The following is a 23,306-nucleotide window of genomic DNA, read 5'->3' as shown; positions in this document are numbered from 1 at the left end:
CGCTTCCCGCCCGCCCCCCGGCCCCCCCCCCCCCCCCGCCCCCGGCCCCCCCGGCCCCCCCCGGGGGGGGCCGCCGGGCCGGCCTGCTGCCGACTGTCCGGGCCTCGCCGGGCGGACGGGGGCGCGTAACCGGCGCACGGGGGCTCGATGGGATCTTCGTATGTAAGGGAAGTACGCGGGCGCACTCCCGTGGTTATCTGAAAATGCGCGGGTCATATCAATGCCTACCGGACTATAGGGACATCTGCGTGGCCGGAAATTTCCGTACGCCGTCCGCTGGCATATTCGCCGGACCGGCGTGCTTTCCGGTGGCACCTTCGGTGTGTGTAAGTAATCGGCCGAATACGCGCCGTTCGCGGCCCCGGGTCCTCTAATGTGATCGGCGTGAACGGGTGACAACGCGTCCACCGTGGTTCGGTCATCGGTTTGTCGGCGGCATGCGGGATACGCGTACGTATCTCCGTTCCGCGCCGGCGGAGATCGCGCCACGGGGATGTCGGGGGCTCGATGGCGTGTCGCGGAAAACGACCTACGCGACAGGCCGGGGGATCACTGATGAACATGTCGTGGAAAGTGTGAGAACAGGTGGGGGGACGGCCGTGACCAATCCTTTCGATGACGAGTCGGGACGGTTCGTGGCGCTGGTGAACGACGAGGGCCAGTACTCGCTGTGGCCCGCGCATATCGAGATTCCGGGCGGCTGGCGCTCCGCGGGTCCGGAAGGGTCGCGTCAGGAATGTCTCGACGTGATCGAGAACGCCTGGACCGATATGCGGCCCGCCGGCCTGGTGCGGGCGACGGAGGCCGACGCGGGCTAGGCCGGCGTCCGGACCGGAGGCACATCCCCAGGTCGAGCCCTGTGCGGGCTCTCCGGCCTGATCGAATCTGTTCTTGTTCGAGCGAAAGCGATCGGACATGAACGGGTAATCGTCAAGCCTTGCTCACAGGTGCTCATTTTGTCGTCATGGGGTGTTCATAAACCATCCGTGGGCTGCCGTGCGGCCACGCATGGATAGGCCATGACGGCGAGGGAAACGCGCTCTCCTGCCGGACGTTCAGGTCCGGCGGGAGATCCCCTTCCGCTCCTGACGCCTCAGGCGCGGTGACCCCTCTCTCCGCCAACGCCGGTACCGGCGTCGATGACCGGTGCCCCGGCGCGGTCGGTTTCACCCGGCCCCTCTTCACCGTCCCCGAAATCTCTCCCCAAAGGTGTGGACCGGCATGCAGGAAAACCGCTCTCTCCCCACTCCTCCGACCGACGCGCACCCCGACGAGTTCTTCGAACTGACAACGGCCCAGCAAGGTGTCTGGTACGGACAACTCGTCGATCCCGACAGCCCCCGATACAACATCGGGGAATGCTTCGAGATCGACGGTGACCTCGACGAGGAATTGTTCGCCGCCGCGTTCGGCCGGGCCGTCGCCCTCTGCGACAGCCTCAACCTCGAGTTCGCCGTCCAGGGGGAGAGCGTGCGCCAGCGCGTGGTCCCCAGGGACGCCTCCGGCACCGACCGGCTCCACCGTGTCGATCTGTCCGGCGAGGACGATCCCGCCGCCGCGGCCGAGCGCTACATGGCCGAGGACATGTCCTCCGTCGACCGGCTCGACGCCCCGCGCCACCACTTCGCGCTGCTGCGCCTCGGTGCGCGGCTGCACCACTGGTACGTCCGCTTCCACCACATCGCCGTCGACGGTCTCGGCGGCGCCGTCTTCGGCCGGACCGTGGCCGAGCTCTACGGGCGCGCCGTACGCGGTGAGGACCTCACCACCGTCGTGCCGCCCGCCGCGGCGCCCCTGCGTGACCTCGTGGCCGACGAGGCGGCCTACCTGGGTTCGGAGCGCCACGAGGCCGACCGCGCCTACTGGACGGCCAGGTTCGCCGGCCGGGCGGGCCGTGACGCGCCGGACGGGGCCGGGGACCTCGCGCGAGGGAACGGCACGGCGCTCGTCCGTCGGCGCACCGACACCCCGGACCCGGCGGCGCGCGCCGGAGCGGACGTCCGGATGCACACGGGCGAGACCCTGCCCGTCACGGTCTTCGACGACCTGCGCGCGCTCGCCGCCGGCCACCGCACCAGCTGGACCGCCGCCCTCGTGGGAGCGGTCGCCGCGTACGCCGGGCGCGTCGGCGGCGCGCGCGACGTCACCGTGGGCCTCGCCTCCAACGGCCGTCACGGCGGGCTGCGGCACGTCATCGGCATGACCGCCAACATCCTGCCGCTGCGTCTGACCGTCACCGAGGACATGACCGTCGGCGCCCTCGTGCGCGCCGCGGCCGACGAGATGCGCGGCGCGCTGCGGCACCGCCGCTTCTCCCGCGAACAGCTCGCCCGTGAGATGAACATGACCGACGGTGCGGGGCACCTGCCCGATGTCGTCGTCAACATCCTGGGCTACGACTACGACCTCGACTTCGACGGCAGCCCCGCGCCCTCCCGCGTGCTGTCCATCGGCCCGGTCGGCGACGTCTCCCTCTTCGTGTCCGAACGGGCCGCCGGGAAGGGCCCGTTGATCGGCTTCGACGCCAACCCGGAGCTGTACCACCCCGAGGACGTACGGCTGCTCCAGCAGGCCGTCGTCCCGTTCGTCGCCGCGCTCGCGGGGGCGGACGCCGGCACCCTCCTGCGTGAACTGCCCCTGCTCGACGACGCGGCCACCGGGGCGCTGCTCGCCCAGGGGCGGGGCGCCGCCCTCCCGGCCGGGAGGACGGCGGTGAGCCTGCCGGAGGCGTTCGGCACGCAGGCACGGCTGACACCCGACGCACCGGCCGTGGTGGACGGCGCCGTCACCCGGTCGTACCGGGAACTGGCCCGGACGGCGGACCGCCTCTCGGGCGCCCTGCTCCACTCGGGCATCGGCGGCGAGGACGGCGTCGGCGTCCTCATGGCCCGTTCGGCGGCGACCGTGTCCACCACGCTCGGCATCGTGGGCGCGGGCGCCGCGTACGTGCCGATGGACGCGGCCTGGCCCGCCGAACGGCTCGACCGCGTGGCGGGGACCGCCCGGGTGCGGGCGCTGGTGGTGGACGAGGAGACGGCCGGGCACCCCTGGGTCGCGAACGCGGCCGCCGGCCTGACGGTGATCGTCGTGGACGGTCTCGGCGACGTCCTACGCGGCGCCCCGCCGTCGCGGGGGCCGCTGCCGGGAGTCACCCACGGCGACCGCCTCGCCTACGTGATGTTCACCTCCGGCTCCACCGGCCTGCCCAAGGGGGTCGGCGTCACCCACGCCGACGTCCTCGCGCTCGCCGCCGACACCACCTGGTCGGACGGCGCGTGCGACGCGGTGCTCCTGCACTCCGCCTACGTCTTCGACGCCTCGACCTTCGAGATCTGGGTGCCGCTCCTGAACGGCGGCCGTGTGGTCGTCGCCCCCGGAGGTGTCCTGGACGCCCCGGCCCTGGAGGACGTCGTACGACGGCACGGGGTGACCGCGCTGTTCCTGACGACGGCCCTGTTCAACGTGGTGGCCGAGGCCGACCCCGCCGCGTTCGCGGGACTGCGCCTCGTCGCCGCCGGCGGCGAGGCCGCCACCCCGGGGCTGATGCAGCAGGTGGCCGGGGCCTCGCCCGCCACCCGTGTCCTGCACGTGTACGGGCCCACGGAGACCACCACCTTCGCCACCCGCCACCCGGTCACGCCGGACACACCCGGAACGCCTCCCATCGGCCGGGCCCTCGACGGCATGCGCCTGCACGTGCTCGACGGCGCCCTCGGGCTGGTACCGCCCGGCGTGGTGGGGGAGTTGTACCTGAGCGGACGGGGCGTCGCCCGCGGCTACCTGGGCCGTGCCGCGCTGACCGCCACCCGGTTCGTCGCCGACCCCCACGACGCGGACGGCGCCCGCATGTACCGCACCGGCGACCTGGTGCGCTGGACCGCGCGCGGCGACATCGAGTACGTCGGACGCGTGGACGGGCAGGTCAAGCTCCGCGGCTTCCGCATCGAGCCCGCCGAGATCGAGAACGCCCTGCTCGCCGCTCCGGACGTGCGCGCCGCCTGCGTCCTGGTCCGCGAGGACATACCCGGTGACCGGCGCCTCGTCGCCTATGTGACGGGGGCACCCGGCACCCGGCCGGAGACCGCCGCCCTCGCCCGACTGACCGGGCGCACCCTGCCCGCGTACATGGTGCCGTCCGCGTTCGTCGTCCTCGACGCGCTGCCCCTGAACGCCAACGGCAAGGTGGACCGCCGCGCACTGCCCGCCCCCCGCGTCCTCACCACCGACCGCGCCCCGCGCACCGCCTACGAGGAGGTGCTGGCAGGCCTGTTCGCCGATGTCCTGGGCGTGCCGGCCGTCGGCACCGACGACAACTTCTTCTCCCTCGGCGGCCACTCCCTGCTCGCGACCCGCCTCGCCGGCCGGGTGCGGACCGCCCTGGGGGCCGAAGTCGGCATGCGTACCCTCTTCGACCACCCCACGGTCGCCTCCCTCGCCGCCGCCCTCGACACCACCGGGACGGCCCGTCCGGCCCTCACCCCGCAGCGGCGGCCCGACGCGGTGCCGCTGTCCCCCGCGCAGCAGCGCCTCTGGTTCCTCAACCGTGCCGAAGGGCCCAGCGACACCTACACCGTCCCGCTGGTGCTCGGCCTCGACGGCCCCCTGGACACCGACGCCCTGCGTGGCGCCCTGACCGACGTGGTCGTCCGGCACGAGAGCCTGCGCACCGTCTTCGCCGAACACGACGGTGTGGCACGCCAGCGGGTCCTCGGCCCGGAAGCCGCCGCCGCGCTCGTCCCGCTCGTCGTCGAGGCGGCCCCCGCCGGGACCGACCCGGACGCCTGGGCCGAAGAAACGGTGCGCCACCTGACGGCCGTGCCCTTCGACCTCTCCGGGAACGCCGGTCTACGCGCCCATCTGCTCCGGCTGGCCCCCGCCCGCCACGTCCTCGCCCTCGTCCTGCACCACGTCGTCGCCGACGGCTGGTCCCTGGCACCGCTGAGCCGCGACCTGGGCGCCGCCTACCGCGCCAGGAGCGCGGGTACGGGCACGCCCGACTGGCCCGCGCTACGCGTCCAGTACGCCGACTACACGCTCTGGCAGCAACGTCTCCTGGGCGCCGACGGCGACCCGGACAGTCTCGCCGCACGCCAGCTCGCCTTCTGGCGGCGGGCGTTGAACGGCGCCCCCGACCTGCTCGGCCTGCCCCTCGACCGGCCCCGCCCCCCGGTGGCCGGGCACCGGGGCGACGCCGTCCCCTTCGAGCTGCCCGCCGCCGCGCACGCCGCGCTCACCCGGCTCGCCCGCACCACCGGCTGCACCCCCTTCATGCTGCTCCAGGCGGCCCTCGCCGTGACGCTGCACGCCCACGGCGCCGGTGACGACATCACCCTGGGCACCGCGGTGGCCGGGCGCACCGACGAGGCGCTCGACGATCTGGTGGGGTTCTTCGTCAACACCGTCGTCCTGCGCACGGACCTCTCGGGTGACCCCTCCTTCCGTGAACTGCTGCGACGGGTGCGGGAGTTCGACATCGCGGCCTTCAGCCACGGCGACATCCCCTTCGAGCGGGTCGTGGAGGCGCTGAACCCCGAACGCTCCGGTGACCACCACCCGCTCTTCCAGACCATGCTGGTGCTCCAGACCCAGGAGCGAGCGGAACTCGGCCTCCCCGGCGTCACCGTCCACGACCGGTCCCGGCACACCGGGGTCAGCAAGTTCGACCTGACGTTCTCGCTCACGGAACGCACCGGACCCGCCGAACGCACCGGACCCGCCGACCCCACCCACCCGGCGGACGCGACCGCCGAGACCGCCGCGACCGCCCAGGCTGCCGGTACGGGCACCGCGGGCGGCATCGGGGGCTACCTGGAGTACGCCACCGACCTCTTCGACGACGCCACCGCCCGCGCCCTGTGCGCCCGCTTCGCCCGCGTCCTCACCCTGGCCGTGACCGACCCCGACCGGGCCGTCGGCGACCTCGACCCCCTCGCACCGGGCGAGCGGGCCCTCGTCCTCGGCCGGGGGCGGGGCGCGGAGCTCGCGTCGCCCGCCGCCAACGCCCCCGAGGCCGTACGGCAGTGGGCCGTGCGCACCCCCGACGCCGTCGCCGTGCGCGACGAGCACCGGAGCCTCACCTACGCCGAACTCGACGCCCGTGCCGACGCCGTCGCCCACGTCCTGCGCGCACGGGGCGCAGGCCGGGAGGAGCGGGTGGCGCTCGCCGTGCCGCCGTCCGTGGACACCGCCGTCGCCATGCTGGCCGTCCTGCGCTCCGGCGCCGCCTACCTGCCCGTCGACCCCCAGTACCCGCCCGCCCGCATCCGGCACATGATCGACGACGCCCGCCCCGTCCTGCTGCTCACCACCACCGAGGTCCACGCCTCCCTGCCGCCCTGCGGCGTACCGTGGCTCGCCCTCGACGACCCGGCGGCCGTTCCCGCGGGCCCCGTCGGGCCGCTCCCGCACACGCCGCACCCGGCGGACCCCGCCTACGTCATCCACACCTCGGGTTCCACCGGCCGTCCCAAGGGCGTGGTCGTCCCGCACGCCGCGCTGGCCTCCCACATGGCCTGGATGGCGCGGCACCTGGCCGTGACACCCCGGGACCGGGTGCTCGCCCGTACCTCCACCAGCTTCGACGCCTCCGTGTGGGAGCTCTGGCTCCCCCTGATGAACGGCGCCGAGGTCTGCGTGCTGCCGCAGGACGCCAACCGGGAACCCCGCGCCCTCGTCTCCTGGATGCACCGCTCCGGCGTCACCGTCGCGCAGTTCGTGCCCTCGCACCTGGCCCTCGTCCTCGCCGAGGCCGCCCGCACCGCGCCGCTCCCCGCGCTGCGCGCCGTCCTGTGCGGCGGCGAACCGCTGCCGCGCGCCCTCGCCGACGACGTCGCCGGCCTCTGGGGTGCCGAGGTGCACAACCTCTACGGGCCGACCGAGGCGACCATCGACGCGACCGCGCACCGCGCCGGAGGACCGGACGCCCGCACACCGTCCGAGACCGTGCCGATCGGCCTCCCCGTCGACACCATGAGCACCTACGTGCTCGACGCCCGGCTGCGGCCCGTACCGCCCGGTGTCACGGGTGAGCTGTACCTGTCGGGCCCCAACCTCGCACGGGGCTACCTGGACCGCCCGGCCCTGACCGCCGCCCGGTTCGTGGCCGACCCGTTCGCCGCCCCCGGGACCCGCATGTACCGGACGGGCGACCTCGTCCGGTGGAACCGGCAGGGTCTGCTCGACTACGTCGCCCGCACCGACGACCAGGTCAAACTCCGTGGATTCCGCATCGAGTTGGGGGAGGTCGAGGCCGCGCTCCTGGCACGGCCCGGCGTCACCGCGGCGTGCGCGGTGATCCGTGAGGACACGCCCGGCCGGCGCCGGCTCGTCGCCTACGCCGTCACCGGGGACCCCGCCCCGCGCCCCGCCGAGCTGCGCGACGCCCTCGCGGAGACCCTTCCGCACTACATGGTGCCCGGCGCCGTCGTCCTCCTGGACGAGCTCCCCCTGCTGCCCAGCGGCAAGGCGGACCGGCGCGCCCTGCCCGAGCCCGGGTCCGGCGCGGAGGCTCCCGCCGGAGCGGGCCGGCGCACCCTCCAGGAGGACCTGCTCGCCGGGATCTTCGCCGACGTGCTGCGCACACCCCGGGTGGGCCCGCACGACAGCTTCTTCGACCTCGGCGGCCACTCGCTCCTCGCCATGCGCGTCGTCAGCCGTGTCCGTGCCGTCCTGGGCGCCGAGATTGCCGTACGCACCCTCTTCGAGCACCCGACCGTGGCCGGCCTCGCCCGTGTCCTCGACGCGCCGGGACCGGCCCGCCCGCCGGTGGTGCCCGCCGCGCGGCGGCCCGATCCGCTGCCGCTGTCCTTCGCGCAGCAGCGCCTGTGGTTCCTCAACCGGCTCGAAGGACCCGGCTCCGCCTACAACATCCCGCTGGTGCTCGAACTCGACGGGGACCTGGACCCGGACGCCCTGCGGTCCGCCCTCCACGACGTCGTAGGCCGGCACGAGTCGCTGCGCACGCTGTTCCCCGAACAGGACGGCACACCGCACCAGCTGGTCCTTCCCGCGGACGCCGTCGCCCCCGCGCTGCCGGTCGTGGCGACGGCCCCCGGCGACCTGGAGGCGGCCGTCCTGGCCGCCGTGCGCGAGCCGTTCGACGTCCTCGTGGACCCGCCGCTGCGCGCGCTGCTGCTGCGTTCCGCGCCCGGCCACCACGTCCTGGTGCTCGTCCTGCACCACATCGCGGGCGACGGCTGGTCCCTCGCCCCGCTCGCCCGCCACCTCGGCGAGGCCTACCGGGCCCGACTCGCGGGCCGGGCGCCGGAACCGGCGTCCGGCACCCCGCTCCAGTACGCCGACTACACCCTCTGGCAGCACGAGGCCCTGGGCGACGGCGTCGCACCGGGGAGCGTGCTGCGGCAGCAGCTCGACCACTGGCACACCGCCCTGGCCGGTCTGCCCGGGCTGATCGACCTGCCGCTGGACCGGCCGCGCCCGGTCACCGCCGACCCCAGGGGCGCCGTCCACACCTTCGACGTGCCGCCGCCCGTGTACGCCCGGCTCCCGCGCCTGGCACGCGAGTCGGGCAGCAGCCTGTTCATGGTGCTCCAGGCGGCGGTGGCCACCCTCCTGCACCGGCACGGCGCGGGCGACGACATCCCGCTCGGCTCGCCCGTCGCCGGCCGCACGGACGAGGCGCTGGAGGACCTGGTCGGCTTCTTCGTCAACACGCTCGTCCTGCGCACGGACCTGTCCGGCAACCCGACCTTCCGTGAACTCCTCGTACGGGTACGCGAGTTCGACCTGGCCGCCTACGCGCACCAGGACGTGCCCTTCGAGCGTCTCGTCGAGAGCGTCAACCCCGTCCGCGCCCGCGACCACCACCCGCTGTTCCAGACCATGCTGGTCCTCCAGAACCAGGAGACCGTCCGCCCCGACCTGCCGGGCCTGCGCGTCGAGGACCGGCTCGTCCACAACGGCCTGAGCAAGTTCGACCTCACCTTCGCCTTCACCGAGGAGCGGGAGGAGGGCCGCCTCACCGCCGGGATCGAGTACGCCACCGCCCTGTTCGACCGGGCCACCGTCGAAAGCCTCGCCACCCGCCTGGTCCGCCTCCTGGAACAGGTGGCCGACGACCCGGGACTGCCGCTGGCGGGCTACGGCCTGATGACGCCCGACGAGCACGCCCGCGTCACGCACCGGGGCACGGGCCGCGCTCTGCCCGCCGCCCCCCGGGACGCCACCCTGCCCGCCCTCTTCGCGGCCCGGGCGCGCCGCGACCCGCACGCCGTGGCCGTGACCGGCGACGACGCCACCCTCACCTACGCCGAACTCGACGGGATCTCCGACGGCCTCGCCCGCACCCTGGCGGGACTCGGCGTCGGACCCGAGTCCGCGGTGGGCGTCCTGCTCTCCCGGTCGCCGGCCGTGGTGTCGGTGACGCTGGGCACGGTCCGCGCGGCCGGAGCCTACGTCCCGCTGGACGCCCGCTGGCCCGGGGAGCGGCTCGACCAGGTCGCGGCGGTCGCCGCCGTGCGGGCCCTCGTCGTGGACGAGGAGGCCTTCGCCTCCCCCTGGGTGACCACGGCGGCCCGCCGGACACCGGTCGTGGTCGTGGACCGGCTGGGCCGCGTCCTGCGAGGCGCCCCCGGGCGGCCGGGCCGCCCGGCCGACGTGCCGGGTCCCGGCTCGCTCGCGTACGTGATGTTCACCTCGGGTTCGACGGGTCTGCCCAAGGGGGTGGGGGTCACCCATGGCGACGTGGCGGCGCTCGCCGCGGACTCCGCCTGGGAAGGCGGTGCGGCCGACGCGGTCCTGATGCACTCGGCGTACGTCTTCGACGCGTCCACCTTCGAGATCTGGACCCCCCTGCTGAACGGCGGCCGGATCGTCGTGGCACCGCCCGGTGCCCTGGAGGCCGGGGTCCTCGGCGACGCCGTCCATGAGCACGGCGTGTCCGCCGTCTTCCTGACGACCGCCCTGTTCAACGTGATCGCCGAGACCGGGCCGGGCGCCTTCGCGGGCCTCCGGCTGGTCTGCGCCGGCGGGGAACTGGCCTCGCCGGACGCGATGCAGCGGGTCGCCGGCACCACGCCGGGCCTGCGCGTCCTCCATGTGTACGGGCCCACCGAGACCACCACCTTCGCCACCCGCTACGACGTGCCGGCCGGCCTTCCGTCCGGCCCCCCGCCCATCGGCCGCCCCCTCGACGGCATGCGGCTGTACGTCCTCGACGGCTCCCTGGGACCCGTTCCGCCGGGTGTCACGGGCGAGCTGTACCTCGCCGGGCGAGGCGTCGCACGCGGGTACACCGGGCTTCCCGGACTGACCGCCGCACGCTTCGTCGCCGACCCGTTCGACGCGGCGGGCGGCCGCATGTACCGCACCGGCGACCTCGTCCGGTGGACCCGCGACGGACAGATCGCCTACGTCGACCGCGCCGACGGGCAGGTCAAGCTGCGCGGCTACCGCATCGAACTCGGCGAGATCGAGGGCGTGCTGGCCTGCTGCGAGGGCGTGGCAGACTCCTTCGCCGTCGTCCGCGAGGACACCCCGGGCGACCGGCGGCTCGTCGCGTACGTGGTGCCGTCCGGCGGGGCGCGGCCCGATCCGGGCGACCTCGCCCGCGCCGTCGGCCGGTCCCTGCCCGCCTACATGGTGCCCTCGGCGTTCGTCGCGCTCGACGCGCTGCCGCTGACGGTCAACGGCAAGGTGGACCGACGGGCCCTGCCCGCCCCGGAGCACCACGCCCCGGCCCGGGGGCGCGCGGCCCGCACCGTCCGCGAGGAGATCCTGTGCGGGCTCTTCGCCGACGTGCTCGGCCTCGACCGGGCGGGCGCCGACGACAACTTCTTCGCCCTGGGCGGCCACTCGCTGCTCGCCACCCGGCTCGTCGCGCGCATCCGCCCCGTCCTCGGGGTGGAGGTCCAGGTCAAGGCGCTGTTCGAGCACCCCACACCCCAGGCGCTCGCCGCCGCGCTGGACGGCGCCGCGGCGGCCAGGACCCCGCTGGAACGCGCCGCGGGCCGCCCCGATCCGCTGCCGCTGTCCTTCGCGCAGCAGCGCCTGTGGTTCCTCAACCGGTTCGAGGGGCCCAGCGCCACCTACAACGTGCCGCTCGTGCTCCGGCTGAGCGGCCCGCTCGACCCGGAAGCCCTGGAGAGCGCGCTCGCGGACGTCGTCGAACGCCACGAGAGCCTGCGCACCGTCTTCCCCGAGACCGACGGCGTACCGCGCCAGCTCGTCCTCGGCGCGGAGGGCGCCGACCTCGACCTGACGCCCCGCGCCGTGCCGCCCGGCCGTCTCGACGAGATCCTGAGCGCCGAGGTGGCGCACGCCTTCGACGTGAGCACGGACATCCCCGTACGCGCCCGGCTCATGGAGCTCGGTGCCGAGGACCACGTCCTCGTGCTGGTCGTCCACCACATCGCGGGCGACGGCTGGTCCCTCGCCCCGCTCGCCCGCGACCTGGGCACGGCCTACCGGGCACGCGCCGAGGGAGTGGAGCCGCCCTGGGCGGAACTCGGCGTCCAGTACGCCGACTACACCCTGTGGCAGCGCGCGCTCCTCGGCGACGAGAACGACCCGGACGGCCGGGCGGCCCGGCAGCTGGACTTCTGGCGCACCGCCCTGGCGGGCGCCCCCGGCCTGCTCGACCTGCCCCACGACCACCCGCGCCCCGCCGTCGGCGCGCACTCCGGCGACGCGTTCGCCTTCCCCGTGGACGCGGACACCCACCGCGCCCTGGCGGGGCTCGCCCGTGCCCGCGGGTGCAGCCTCTTCATGGTGCTCCAGGCCGGCCTGGCGGTGCTCCTGTCCCGGCACGGCGCCGGTGAGGACATCCCGCTCGGCACCGCCGTCGCCGGACGGACCGACGAGGCGCTCGACGATCTGGTGGGGTTCTTCGTCAACACCCTGGTCCTGCGCACCGATCTGAGCGGGGACCCCACCTTCGCCGAAGTGCTGGACCGGGTGCGGGAGTTCGACCTGGCGGCGTACGCCAACCAGGACCTGCCGTTCGAGCGGCTGGTGGACGCAGTCAGCCCGGTCAGGGCGCAGAACCACCACCCGCTCTTCCAGACCATGCTCGTCCTGCAGAACCACGCCGACGCCGAGATCGACCTGCCCGGGCTCACGGTGACGGAGCAGCCCGTGCACACCGGCATCAGCAAGTTCGACCTGACCTTCACCTTCAGCGAGAAGCGGGACGGCGCGGGACGGCCCGACGGCCTCGACGCGGTGGTGGAGTTCTCCACCGAGCTGTTCGCCCCCGCCACCGCGCACGCCCTGGCCGCCCGGCTCACCCGGCTGCTCGCCTCGCTCGCCGCCGACCCCGACGGGCGCGTCCACGCCGCGGACGTCCTGGACGACGCGGAGCGGCGGAGCGTCGGACGGGCCGCGCACGGACCGGTCCGGCCCGTCGCGGCGCGTACGGCCCCCGACGCGTTCCGCGCCCAGGCGGCACGGACCCCCGCCGCGACGGCCGTGGCCGACGGCGCGCTCTCCCTCACCTTCCGCGAACTCGACTCCCTGTCCGACGACCTGGCGCACCACCTGTGCCACCGCGGCATCGGCCGCGGGGACCTCGTCGCCCTCGCCCTGGAAGGCACCGCCGACCAGGTCGTCGCGATGCTGGCCGTCGTCAAGGCCGGGGCCGCGTACCTGCCGGTCGACCTGGAGTACCCCGAGGCGCGCGTCGGCCACATGCTCGACGACGCCCGCCCGGCACTGCTCCTCACCCACGGCACCGCCCGCGCCGCACGCTACGGCGGCTCCCTGCCCGTCCTCGCGCTCGACGACCGGGCCGCCTGGTCCACGGGACGCGCCGCGCCGCCGGCCGCCGCGCCCGATCCGCGCGACGCGGCGTACGTCATCTACACCTCGGGCTCCACCGGCCGGCCCAAGGGCGTCGTCGTCACCCACGCCTCCCTGACCAACCACATGGCGTGGATGGCGCGCCACCTCGGCCTCACCGGGCAGGACCGGGTCCTGGCCCGCACCTCACCGAGCTTCGACGCCTCGGTGTGGGAGACCTGGCTGCCGCTCCTGCACGGCGGCGCCACCTGCCCCGTGCCGCCCGCCCTCAACCACGACCCGGCGGGGCTGCTGGCCCGGATGCGGGACGCGGGCGCGACACTGGTCCAGTTCGTGCCCTCGCACCTCGCGCTCGTCCTCGCCGAGACCGGACCCGGCGCGGCGCCCGGGACCCTGCGCGCCGTCCTGTGCGGCGGCGAACCCCTGCCCCGGCCCCTGGCCGAGCGCGTCGGACGGTCCTGGCGGGTGGAGGTGCACAACCTCTACGGCCCCACCGAGACGACGATCGACGCTACCGCCCACCACCACCGGGACGCGGACGCGGCCACACCGGGCGAGGGGACCGTGCCGCTCGGACGTCCCGTCGACAACACCCGCGCCCATGTCCTGGACACCGGTCTGCGGCCGGTGCCGCCGGGCGTCACCGGCGAGCTCTACGTCGCCGGCGACGGGCTCGCCCGCGGCTACCTGAAGCGTCCCGGCCTGACGGCGGCGCGGTTCGTCGCCGATCCGTACGGGCCCGCCGGGAGCCGCATGTACCGCACGGGCGACCTCGTCCGCCGGGACGCCGACGGCCTGCTCACCTATGTCTCCCGCGCCGACGACCAGGTCAAGCTGCACGGCTTCCGCATCGAGCTCGGCGAGGTCGAGGCCGCTCTGACCGCGCTCGACGGCGTCGCCGCCGCCTGCGCGGTCGTCCGGGAGGACCGGCCCGGCGAGCGCCGGCTGGTCGCCTACACCGTCGCGGACGGCGCGACCGCCCCGGGCGGGAGCGAGCTGCGCGCCGGGCTGACGCCGGTGCTGCCGCCGTACATGGTGCCCGCCGTCCTCGTCCCGCTCGGGGCGCTGCCGCTGCTGCCCAACGGCAAGACCGACCGGCGGGCCCTGCCCGCCCCGGAGCGGCCCGCCCCGCACACCCGGCCGGGCGGACAGCCGCGCACCGCACGGGAACGCGTCCTGTGCGACGTGTTCGCCTCCGTCCTGGGCGCGCCCGCCGTACGCACCGACGACGACTTCTTCGCGCTCGGCGGCGACAGCATCCTCTCCATCCAGCTCGTCAGCCGGGTCAGGGAGGCCGGCCTCGCCGTCACCCCGCGCGACGTGTTCGTCCACCGCACCCCCGAGGCCGTCGCGGCCGCCGCCACCGAGCTCGGCCGGGACACCGCCGCACCGGACGGCCAGGGGACCGGTGCGATGCCGCTCACCCCGATCGCCGCCTGGTTCCTGGAACGGCCCGGGGCCACGGACGGATACAACCAGTCCGGGGTGCTCCGCACGCCCGCCGGGGCCGACGCGGACTCCCTCACCGCCACCCTCCAACTCCTCATCGACCAGCACGACATGCTGCGCATGAGGACCGTCAGGCCGGACACCGGCACGCCTGTCCTCGAAGCCCTTCCGGCCGGCTCCGTACGGGCCCGGCGCCGCTTCACCCGCGTCGACGTCGAGGGGCTGGACGCGGACGCCGCACGCGCGGCGCTCACCGAGGCGGGCGAAGCGGCCCGCAGGCGGCTGCGGCCCGCGCACGGGGAGGTGATCGAGGCCGTCTGGTGCGACGCCGGGCCCCGTACGCGGGGGCGGCTCCTCCTGGTCGTGCACCACCTGGCCGTCGACGCCGTCTCCTGGCGCATCCTCACCGCGGACCTCGCCACGGCCTGGCGGACCGTCACCCGGGCCCCGGAAGCGCCCGGCCTGCCCGCTCCCACGCCCACCACCTCCTACCGGCACTGGGCGCGGCTCCTCGCCGCCCAGGCGCTGGAGCCCGCACGCGAGGCGGAACTGGCCCTGTGGCAGTCCGTGCTGGAGACCCCCGACCCGCAACTGGGGTACCGGCCGCTGGACCCCGACCGGGACACCGCCGACCGCACCCGCACCCTGACCACCCGGCTGCCCGCCACCTGGACGGACCCCCTGCTCACCACGGTCCCCGCCGCCTTCCACGCCGGGGTGCAGGACGTCCTCCTCACCGGCCTCGCCCTCGCCGTGTGCTCCTGGCGCGCCGAACGGGCCGCCGCGCCCGGCGGACCCCGCCCCGGGTCCGCCGTCCTCCTCGACCTGGAGGGGCACGGCCGCGAGCAGATCGCCGGCCACCTCGACCTCTCCCGTACGGTCGGCTGGTTCACCAGCCTCCACCCGGTCCGCCTCGACCCCGGCCCGGTCGACGCCCGCGACCCCGGACGCTACGACGCGACCCTGATCGAAGGCGCCCTCAAGCGGGTCAAGGAACAGCTGCGCGCCCTTCCCGACCACGGCGTCGGCTACGGCATGCTGCGCCACCTCAACCCGGCCACCCGGGCCCGGCTGGCGACCGCGCCCGACCCCCAGATCGGCTTCAACTACCTGGGCCGGTACGCGGCCTCCCCACCCGGCGCGGCGGACGGGGGCGCCGACTGGGACGCGGTGCTCGACGGCGGCGGCCCGCGCGGCCAGGACCCGGACATGCCCGTCCACCACGTCCTCGACATCAACGCGCACACCGAGGACCTGCCGGACGGGCCCCGGCTGGTGATCCGCTGGACCTGGCCCACCGACCTCCTGAAGGAGGAGGACGTCGAGGCGCTGGCCGAGGCGTTCACCCGCGCCCTGCGCGCCACGGCCGAACACGCCCGACGACCCGACGCGGGCGGCTACACGCCGTCCGACCTTCCCCTGGTCTCCCTCGACCAGGGCCAGATCGACCGACTGCAGAACAGATGGGGTGGACGCAAGTGACCGGGTTCCGACTGGAAGACGTACTGCCGCTGACACCGCTGCAGTCGGGCATGCTCTTCCACGCGCTGTACGACTCCCGCGCCGTGGACGTCTACACCGCGCAGTTCGTCTTCGACCTCGAAGGCCCCGTCGGCGTCCCCGCCCTGCGCGCGGCCGTCGCCGGACTGCTGCGCAGACACGCCAACCTGCGGGTCGGGTTCCTCCACGAGGACCTCGACGAGCCCGTGCAGGCCGTCGCCGCCGAGGTGCCGGTGCCGGTGGAGGAGCTGGACCTGACCGGGGCCGGCGGCGCGGGCACGACGCGGGAGCGCCTCGACGCGTTCCTCGCCGCCGACCGCACCCGCCGCTTCGACCTGGCCACCCCGCCACTCATGCGGTTCACCCTGGTGCGCACCGCGCCGGGCCGCCACAGCCTGGTCATGACGAGCCATCACATCCTGCTGGACGGGTGGTCGATGCCCCTGCTCGTACGCGAACTCTTCGAGCTGTACGCCCATCACGGCGACGACAGCACGCTGCCGCGCGTCGCCCCGTACCGCGGTTACCTCGCCTGGCTGGCCCAGCAGGACCGGGCCGCCGCACTGGACACCTGGCGCACCGCCCTGGCCGGCATCGAGGCGCCGACCCTGCTCGCCGGGCGCGGCGGCGCGGAGGCGGCCGGCTCCGGCGAGCTGCCCGAGACCCTCGTCCTCGATCTGGACGCGGCCACCACGCACCGGCTGCGCGAGACGGCCCGTGCCCACCGGCTCACCCTCAACACCCTGGTCCAGGGCGCCTGGGGCCTGCTGCTCGCGCACCTCACCGGGCGGGACGACGTCGTCTTCGGCACCACGGTCTCCGGACGCCCGCCGGAGATCCCCGGGGTGGAGTCGATGATCGGCCTCTTCATCAACACCGTCCCGGTCCGTCTTCGCCCGGCGCCCGGCGAGACCCTGGCCGCGCTCCTGACCCGGCTCCAGGAGGAGCAGGGCCGCCTCCTCGGCAGCCAGTACGTGGGTCTGACGGAGATTCAGGGCGTCACGGACCTGGACCGGCTCTTCGACACCCTGGCCGTGTTCGAGAACTACCCGATGGACGCCGAGGCCCTGCGCACCGCGCAGCGGGGACTGCCCGGCCTCGCCGTGACCGGATTCAGCGGCACGGACGCCGCCCACTACCCGCTGACCCTCACCATCGCCCCGGGCGACGCCCTGAGGATCACCTTCGGCTACCGTGCCGCCGTCCTCGACCGCGACGAGGTGGCCCGCACCGTCGCCCGCATGCGGCGCCTGCTGACCACCATGGCCCGGGGCCTCGACAGCCGGGCGGACGCCGTTCCCGTACTCCTGGACGGCGAGCGCGAGGCGCTGACAGCCGTGGGGGAGGGCGCCGAACTCCGTTACGCGACGCGGCATGTGAGCGTGCCCGACGCGGTGGACCGGTGTGCCGCACAGCACCCCGGCGCGGTGGCCGTGTCCGGCGCCTGCGAGCGGCTGACCTACGCGCAGCTGCGTGACATCTCCCACGGGACCGCCGGTGTCCTGGCGGGACTCGGCGTCGGCGCCGAGGACGGGGTGGGCGTCCTCCTGGGCCGCTCCGCCGCCACGGTCACGGCGTCCCTGGCCGTCCTGCGCACAGGCGCCGCCTACGTGCCCCTGGACCCGCGCTGGCCGGCCGAACGGCTCACCCGGGTCGCCGAGGTGGCGTCCCTGCGCGTCCTCATCGTGGACCGGACCACGCGCACCCACCCCTGGACGGACCGGCTCGGCCCGGAGACGGCCGTGGTGACGGTCGACGCCGCGGGCCGTGCCGTACCGGGATCCCCGAACCCGCCGGGCAGCACGTGCGCCCTGCCCGCCGTCACGGGCGGTGACCGGCTCGCGTACGTGATGTTCACCTCGGGTTCGACGGGTCTGCCCAAGGGGGTGGGGGTCACCCATGGCGACGTGGCGGCGCTCGCCGCGGACTCCGCCTGGGAAGGCGGTGCGGCCGACGCGGTCCTGATGCACTCGGCGTACGTCTTCGACGCGTCCACCTTCGAGATCTGGACCCCCCTCCTGAACGGCGGCCGGATCGTCGTAGCGCCCGAAGGGACTCTCCAGCCCGCCGCCCTGCGCGACCTCGTCGCCCGGGACGGCGTGACGGCGGCGTTCCTCACCACCGCCCTGTTCAACGTCCTCGCCGAGACCGACCCGGACGCCCTGGGCCTCCTCCGGCTCGTCGCCTCCGGAGGGGAGACCGCGGCCCCCGGCGTGCTCCAGCGCCTCGCCGCCGCGCACCCGGGCACCGCCTTCCTCAACGTCTACGGCCCGACCGAGACCACCACCTTCGCCACCCGCCACCGCATACGCCCCGGCGCCCCCGCCGGCGCGCCCCCGATCGGCCGGCCGCTCGACGGCATGCGCGCCCACGTCCTGGACGCGGCGATGCGGCCCGTGCCGCCCGGCGCCGAGGGGGAGCTGTACATCGCGGGCGCCGGGGTCGCGCGCGGCTACCTCGGGCGCCCCGGCCCCACCGCGACGCGCTTCGTCGCCGACCCGTTCGACGGCACCGGGGCCCGGATGTACCGCACCGGCGACCTCGTGCGCCGCGACCGGGACGGCACCCTGCACTACACGGCCCGGGCCGACCAGCAGATCAAACTCCGCGGCCACCGCATCGAGCCCGCCGAGATCGAGGCGGTCCTGTGCGCCGACGCGTCCGTACGGGCCGCCTGCGTCCTGGTCCGTGAGGACCTGCCCGGCGACCGCACCCTGACCGCGTACGTCGTTCCCGCACCGGGGCACACCCCGGACCCGGGCCTGCTCGCCGCACACGTGGGCCGTCACCTGCCCGCCTACATGGTGCCGGCCACCGTCCAGCCCCTCGACGCGCTGCCGCTGACGCCGAACGGCAAGACCGACCGCGCGGCCCTGCCCGCGCCCGCCACCCCGCCCGGCACGGGAAGCCGCCCACCGCGCGGCGCCCACGAGGAGATCCTCGCCGGGCTGTTCGCGGACGTGCTGGGCGTCACCCGCGTCGGCGTGGACGACAACTTCTTCGCCCTGGGCGGCCACTCCCTGCTCGCCACCCGCCTCGTGGGCCGTGTCCGTACCGCCCTGGACACCGAGACCGAGATCCGCACCCTCTTCGAGCACCCCACCGTCGCCGCGCTCGCCGCCGCCCTGCGGGACGCGGACCGGCCCGCCCGCCCCGCCCTCGTACCGCAGGAACGCCCCGGCCTGCTCCCGCTGTCCCACGCCCAGCAGCGCCTCTGGTTCCTCCACCGCCTCGAAGGCCCCTCCGCCACCTACAACATCCCCTTCGCCCTCCGCCTCGACGGGCCCCTCGACACGGACGCCCTGCGCCAGGCCCTGCGCGACGTCGTCGGCCGGCACGCGTCCCTGCGCACGGTCTTCCCCGAGCACGACAGCCGGCCGTACCAGCACGTCACCGATCCGGACGACGTCCGCCTGGCGTTCGCCGTCGAGTCCGCCGACGAGGACGGCCTGTCCGACCGGATCGCCGCCGCCGCGACCACCCCGATCGACATCGAGCACCACCTCCCGCTCCGGGCGACGCTGCTCCGCCTGGCCGACGACGCCCACGTCCTGGTCCTCGTCATCCACCACATCGCGGCCGACGGCTCGTCCCTGGCCCCCTTCGCCCGCGACCTCGCCACCGCCTACCGGGCCCGCCTCCGCGCCGTGGCGCCCGGGTGGACGGAACTCCCCGTCGACTACGCCGACCACACCCTGTGGCAACGCCGCCTGCTCGGCGACGAGCACGACCCCGGGAGCCTCGTCAGCCGCCAACTCACCTACTGGAAAGCCGCCTTGGACGGCATCCCGGAGGTGGTCGAGCTGCCCTGGGACCGGCCCCGGCCCGCCGTGCCCCGGCACACCGGCGCGACCCACGACTTCACCCTCGCCCCCGACACCGCCGGCCGCATCACGGACCTCGCCCGCAGCGCCGGAAGCAGCGTCTTCATGGTGCTCCAGGCCGCCCTGTCGGTGCTCCTGTCCCGGCACGGCGCCGGTGACGACGTCCCGCTGGGCACGGCCGTCGCCGGCCGCACCGACGAGGCCGCCTCCGACCTGGTCGGCTTCTTCGTCAACACCCTCGTCCTGCGCACGGACCTGAGCGGGGACCCCACCTTCCTCGAACTCCTCGGTCGGGTCACACAGTTCGACCTCTCCGCGTACGCCCACCAGGACCTGCCCTTCGAGCGACTGGTCGAACTCCTCAACCCCGCGCGCTCGCAGAACCACCACCCGCTCTTCCAGACCATGCTCATCCTCCAGAACCACACCCCCGCCGCCCCCGTCGACCTGCCCGGCCTGACCGTCCGCGGGGTGCCCGTCGACCCCGGAGTCAGCAAGTTCGACCTGTCGTTCACCTTCACCGAGACGTACGACGACAGCGGCGCGCCCACCGGCATGCGGGGCGCCGTCGACTACGCCACGGAACTCTTCGACGCCTCCACGGTCCGCGACCTCGCCGGACGGCTCGTCCGGCTGCTCACCGCCGTCGCCGCCGACCCCGGCCGGCACCTGAGCGCGTACGACGTCCTCACCCCGGCCGAACGCGCCCGCCTGGCCGGCTGGGGGACCGGCCCCGCCGGGAACACGCCCGCGGCGACCGTCCCCGCGCTGTTCGAGCGGTGGGCCCGGCGCACCCCGGACGCCCCGGCGGTCCGCGACGCGACCGGCACCCTCACCTACGGCGAACTCGCCGCCCGCGCCGACACCCTCGCCCGCCACCTCGCGGCGCGGGGCATCGGCCCCGAGGACCGGGTGGCGGTCGCCCTGCCCCGCACCGCGGGCCTCGTCGTGGCCCTGCTCGGGATCCTCGGCGCCGGGGCCGCGTTCGTGCCCCTGGACCCGGACTACCCGGCCCGGCGCCTGTCCCACATGCTCGACGACTCCCGGCCGCGCCTGCTGCTCACCACCCCCGCCGTCCACCGAAGGCTCCCGGACTCCCCGGTGCCCCACCTGTACGCCGACGGCCTCGGGGACGGCGTCCCGGCGTACGACGCGGGCCCCGCACCGGCCCTGCTCCCGTCGCACCCCGCGTACGTCATCTACACCTCCGGCTCCACCGGCCGCCCCAAGGGCGTCGTGGTCACCCACCGGGGCGCCGGCGCCATGGCCAGGACGCAGAGCGAGCGGCTCCGCGTCGCCCCGGGCAGCCGGGTGCTGCACATGGCGTCCGTCAGCTTCGACGCCGCCTTCTGGGAACTGTGCATGGGAGTGCTCTCCGGGGCCTGCCTGGAGATCGACGAACGCGACGCCCTGCTCCCCGGCCCCGCCCTCGCCGCCCTGGTCCGCGACCGGGGCGTCACCCACCTCACCCTGCCGCCCGCGGCCCTCGCGGTGATGCCGCCGGACTCGCTCCCCACCGGGACGACCCTGGTCCTCGCCGGCGAGGCCTGCCCGCCCGCCCTGGTGCACACCTGGGCGGCGGACCGGTTCCTCGTCAACGCCTACGGGCCGACGGAGACCACCGTCTGCGCGACGATGAGCACCTTCCAGCACGCGGACGGGCCGCTCGCCCCGGAGCGGACCGTGCCCATCGGCGTACCCGTCGACGGCACCCGTGTCCACGTCCTGGACGACCGGCTGGACCGGGTACCCCCCGGTGTCGTCGGCGAACTGTACGTCGCCGGCGAGGGAGTCGCCCGGGGCTACCACGGCCGGGCCGCCCTGACCGCGTCCCGCTTCACGGCCGACCCCTTCGACCCCGCCGGCGGGCGGATGTACCGGACCGGTGACCTGGTGCGCTGGACGGCCGAGGGGGAACTCCTCTACGTCTCCCGCGTCGACGACCAGGTCAAACTCCGCGGCTTCCGCATCGAACTCGGCGAGATCGAGGCCGCGCTGGCCTCCCTGCCCGGCGTCGCCGCGGCCTGCGCCGCCGTCCGCGAGGACAGGCCGGGGGACCGGCGGCTGGTGGCCTACACCGTGCCCGCCGACGGAGCGGAGGGACCGGACGACGACGAGGTGCGCGCCCACCTCGCGGCGACCCTGCCCGACCACATGGTCCCCGCCGCCCACGTACGGATCGGCGCTCTGCCCCTCACCCCCAACGGCAAGACCGACCGGCGGGCCCTGCCCGCACCCCGCCAGGCGGTACCGGCCGGTGGCCGCGCACCCCGCACCGCTCTCGAACGCGCCCTGTGCCAGGCCTTCGCGGAGACGCTCGGGGTGCCGGAGGCGGGGGTCACGGACGACTTCTTCGCCCTGGGCGGCCACTCGCTGCTCGTCGTCACCCTCGCCCAGCGCATCGAGGAACGCTGCGGCCACCGCCTCACCCTGCGCGCCCTGTTCGCGGCTCCCACGGCCGAGGGCATCGCCCGCCTCCTGGAGGGCGATACGGGGGAGGAGGACCAGGACACCACCACCTCCACCGCACCGGACCTGGCCTCCGAGGTCCGCCTGGCACCCGACATCACACGCCGCGCGGCCCCCCTGCCCGCCCCCGGCCGCAGGCCCCCGCGCCCCACGCCCCGGCCCCTTCTGACCGGAGCCTCCGGCTTCCTCGGCGCGTTCCTCCTGCGCGACCTCGTGGAGACGACGGACGGCCCCGTCGACTGCCTCGTACGGGCCAGGGACGAGCAGGAGGCCGGGGACCGGCTGCGGGCCAACCTGGAGCGCTACGGCCTCTGGAACCCCCGGTACGCCGGCCTGATCCGCCCCGTCCCCGGCGACCTCGCCGCCCCGGGTCTGGGCCTCGCGCCCGAGGACCGGACCACCCTGGTCCGCCGCCTCGGCCCCGTCATCCACAACGGGGCACGCGTCAACTTCGCCGCCGGCTACGGCGATCTGCGCGCCGCCAACGTATCCGGCACCGAGGAACTGCTGCGCCTGCTCGCCGACTCGGCCTCGCCCGGCATGCATTACGTCTCGACCACGGGCGTCCACGCCCCGGCGTCCGGCCCCGATCCCGTCCCGGTCACGGAGTCGACCCCGACGGGGCCGGTGTCCGCCCTGCCCGACGGGTACGCGCAGAGCAAGTGGGTCGCCGAACAGCTCGTCGGCCTGGCCCGCGAACGCGGCCTGCCGGTCACCGTCCACCGGCCGGGCCGCATCAGCGGCGACACCGCCACCGGCGCCTGCCAGGACCGCGATCTCCTGTGGCAGCTCGTCAAGGGGTGCCTCCAGGCGGGCGCGGTCCCGGACCTGCCGCACGGATCGACGGACTGGGTGCCCGTGGACTACGTCAGCGCGGCGGTGGTGGCCCTCTGCGTGGCGGGCGGCACGGGTGCCGAGACCTACCACCTCACCAACCCGGACGCCCCCGGCCTGGACCGGGTCTTCGAAGCGGCGGCCCGGCTGGGCCACGAGCTGCGGGCCGTCCCCGCGCCCGAGTGGCAGGCCAGGGTGGCGGCCCAGCGCGACAACGCGGCGCAGCTGTTCCTCGGCGACGAGCCGCACACCCGCCACGAGGCGACGGACCACCGCCGCTTCGACTCGGGCCGCACGGCCAAGGCCGTGGCGGCGCTGGGGGTCCGTCTGCCGGCCCTGACCGACGACGTGCTGACCCGCTATCTGACCTACTTCCACGGAACGGGCTTCCTGCCGGCCCCGAGGGGGGCGTGGGCCACGAGGTAGGGCCGCGGCGTCGGCCACCCGGGATTGTCAGAGGCGGGTGGCAGACTC

General features: G+C 75.2%; 3 protein-coding genes. All 3 read left to right on the top strand.

The features are described 5' to 3' along the window. Nucleotides 1-599: 599 nt before the first annotated feature. The 3 genes from ACFVS9_RS14580 to ACFVS9_RS14570 all read left to right on the top strand — a co-directional run bounded on the left by ACFVS9_RS14580 (nucleotide 600) and on the right by ACFVS9_RS14570 (nucleotide 23,258). Nucleotides 600-818, top strand: a complete 219-nt coding sequence (locus tag ACFVS9_RS14580) for an MbtH family protein (RefSeq protein ID WP_383117987.1) — start codon at nucleotides 600-602, stop codon at nucleotides 816-818. A 403-nt stretch (nucleotides 819-1,221) separates the two neighbouring features. After that, on the top strand, nucleotides 1,222-15,687 hold the full coding sequence (locus ACFVS9_RS14575) for an amino acid adenylation domain-containing protein (protein ID WP_389932205.1): 14,466 nt from the start codon (nucleotides 1,222-1,224) through the stop codon (nucleotides 15,685-15,687). Then, nucleotides 15,684-23,258, top strand: coding sequence for an amino acid adenylation domain-containing protein (locus tag ACFVS9_RS14570; protein ID WP_389932202.1), 7,575 nt, complete (start codon nucleotides 15,684-15,686; stop codon nucleotides 23,256-23,258). The genes ACFVS9_RS14575 and ACFVS9_RS14570 overlap by 4 nt, the downstream gene beginning before the upstream one ends. The last annotated feature ends 48 nt before the right edge of the window (nucleotides 23,259-23,306 follow it).

This window comes from Streptomyces sp. NPDC058008, assembly GCF_042886395.1.
Lineage (GTDB): Bacteria > Actinomycetota > Actinomycetes > Streptomycetales > Streptomycetaceae > Streptomyces.
This window is presented reverse-complemented; position numbering and strand designations above follow the sequence as displayed.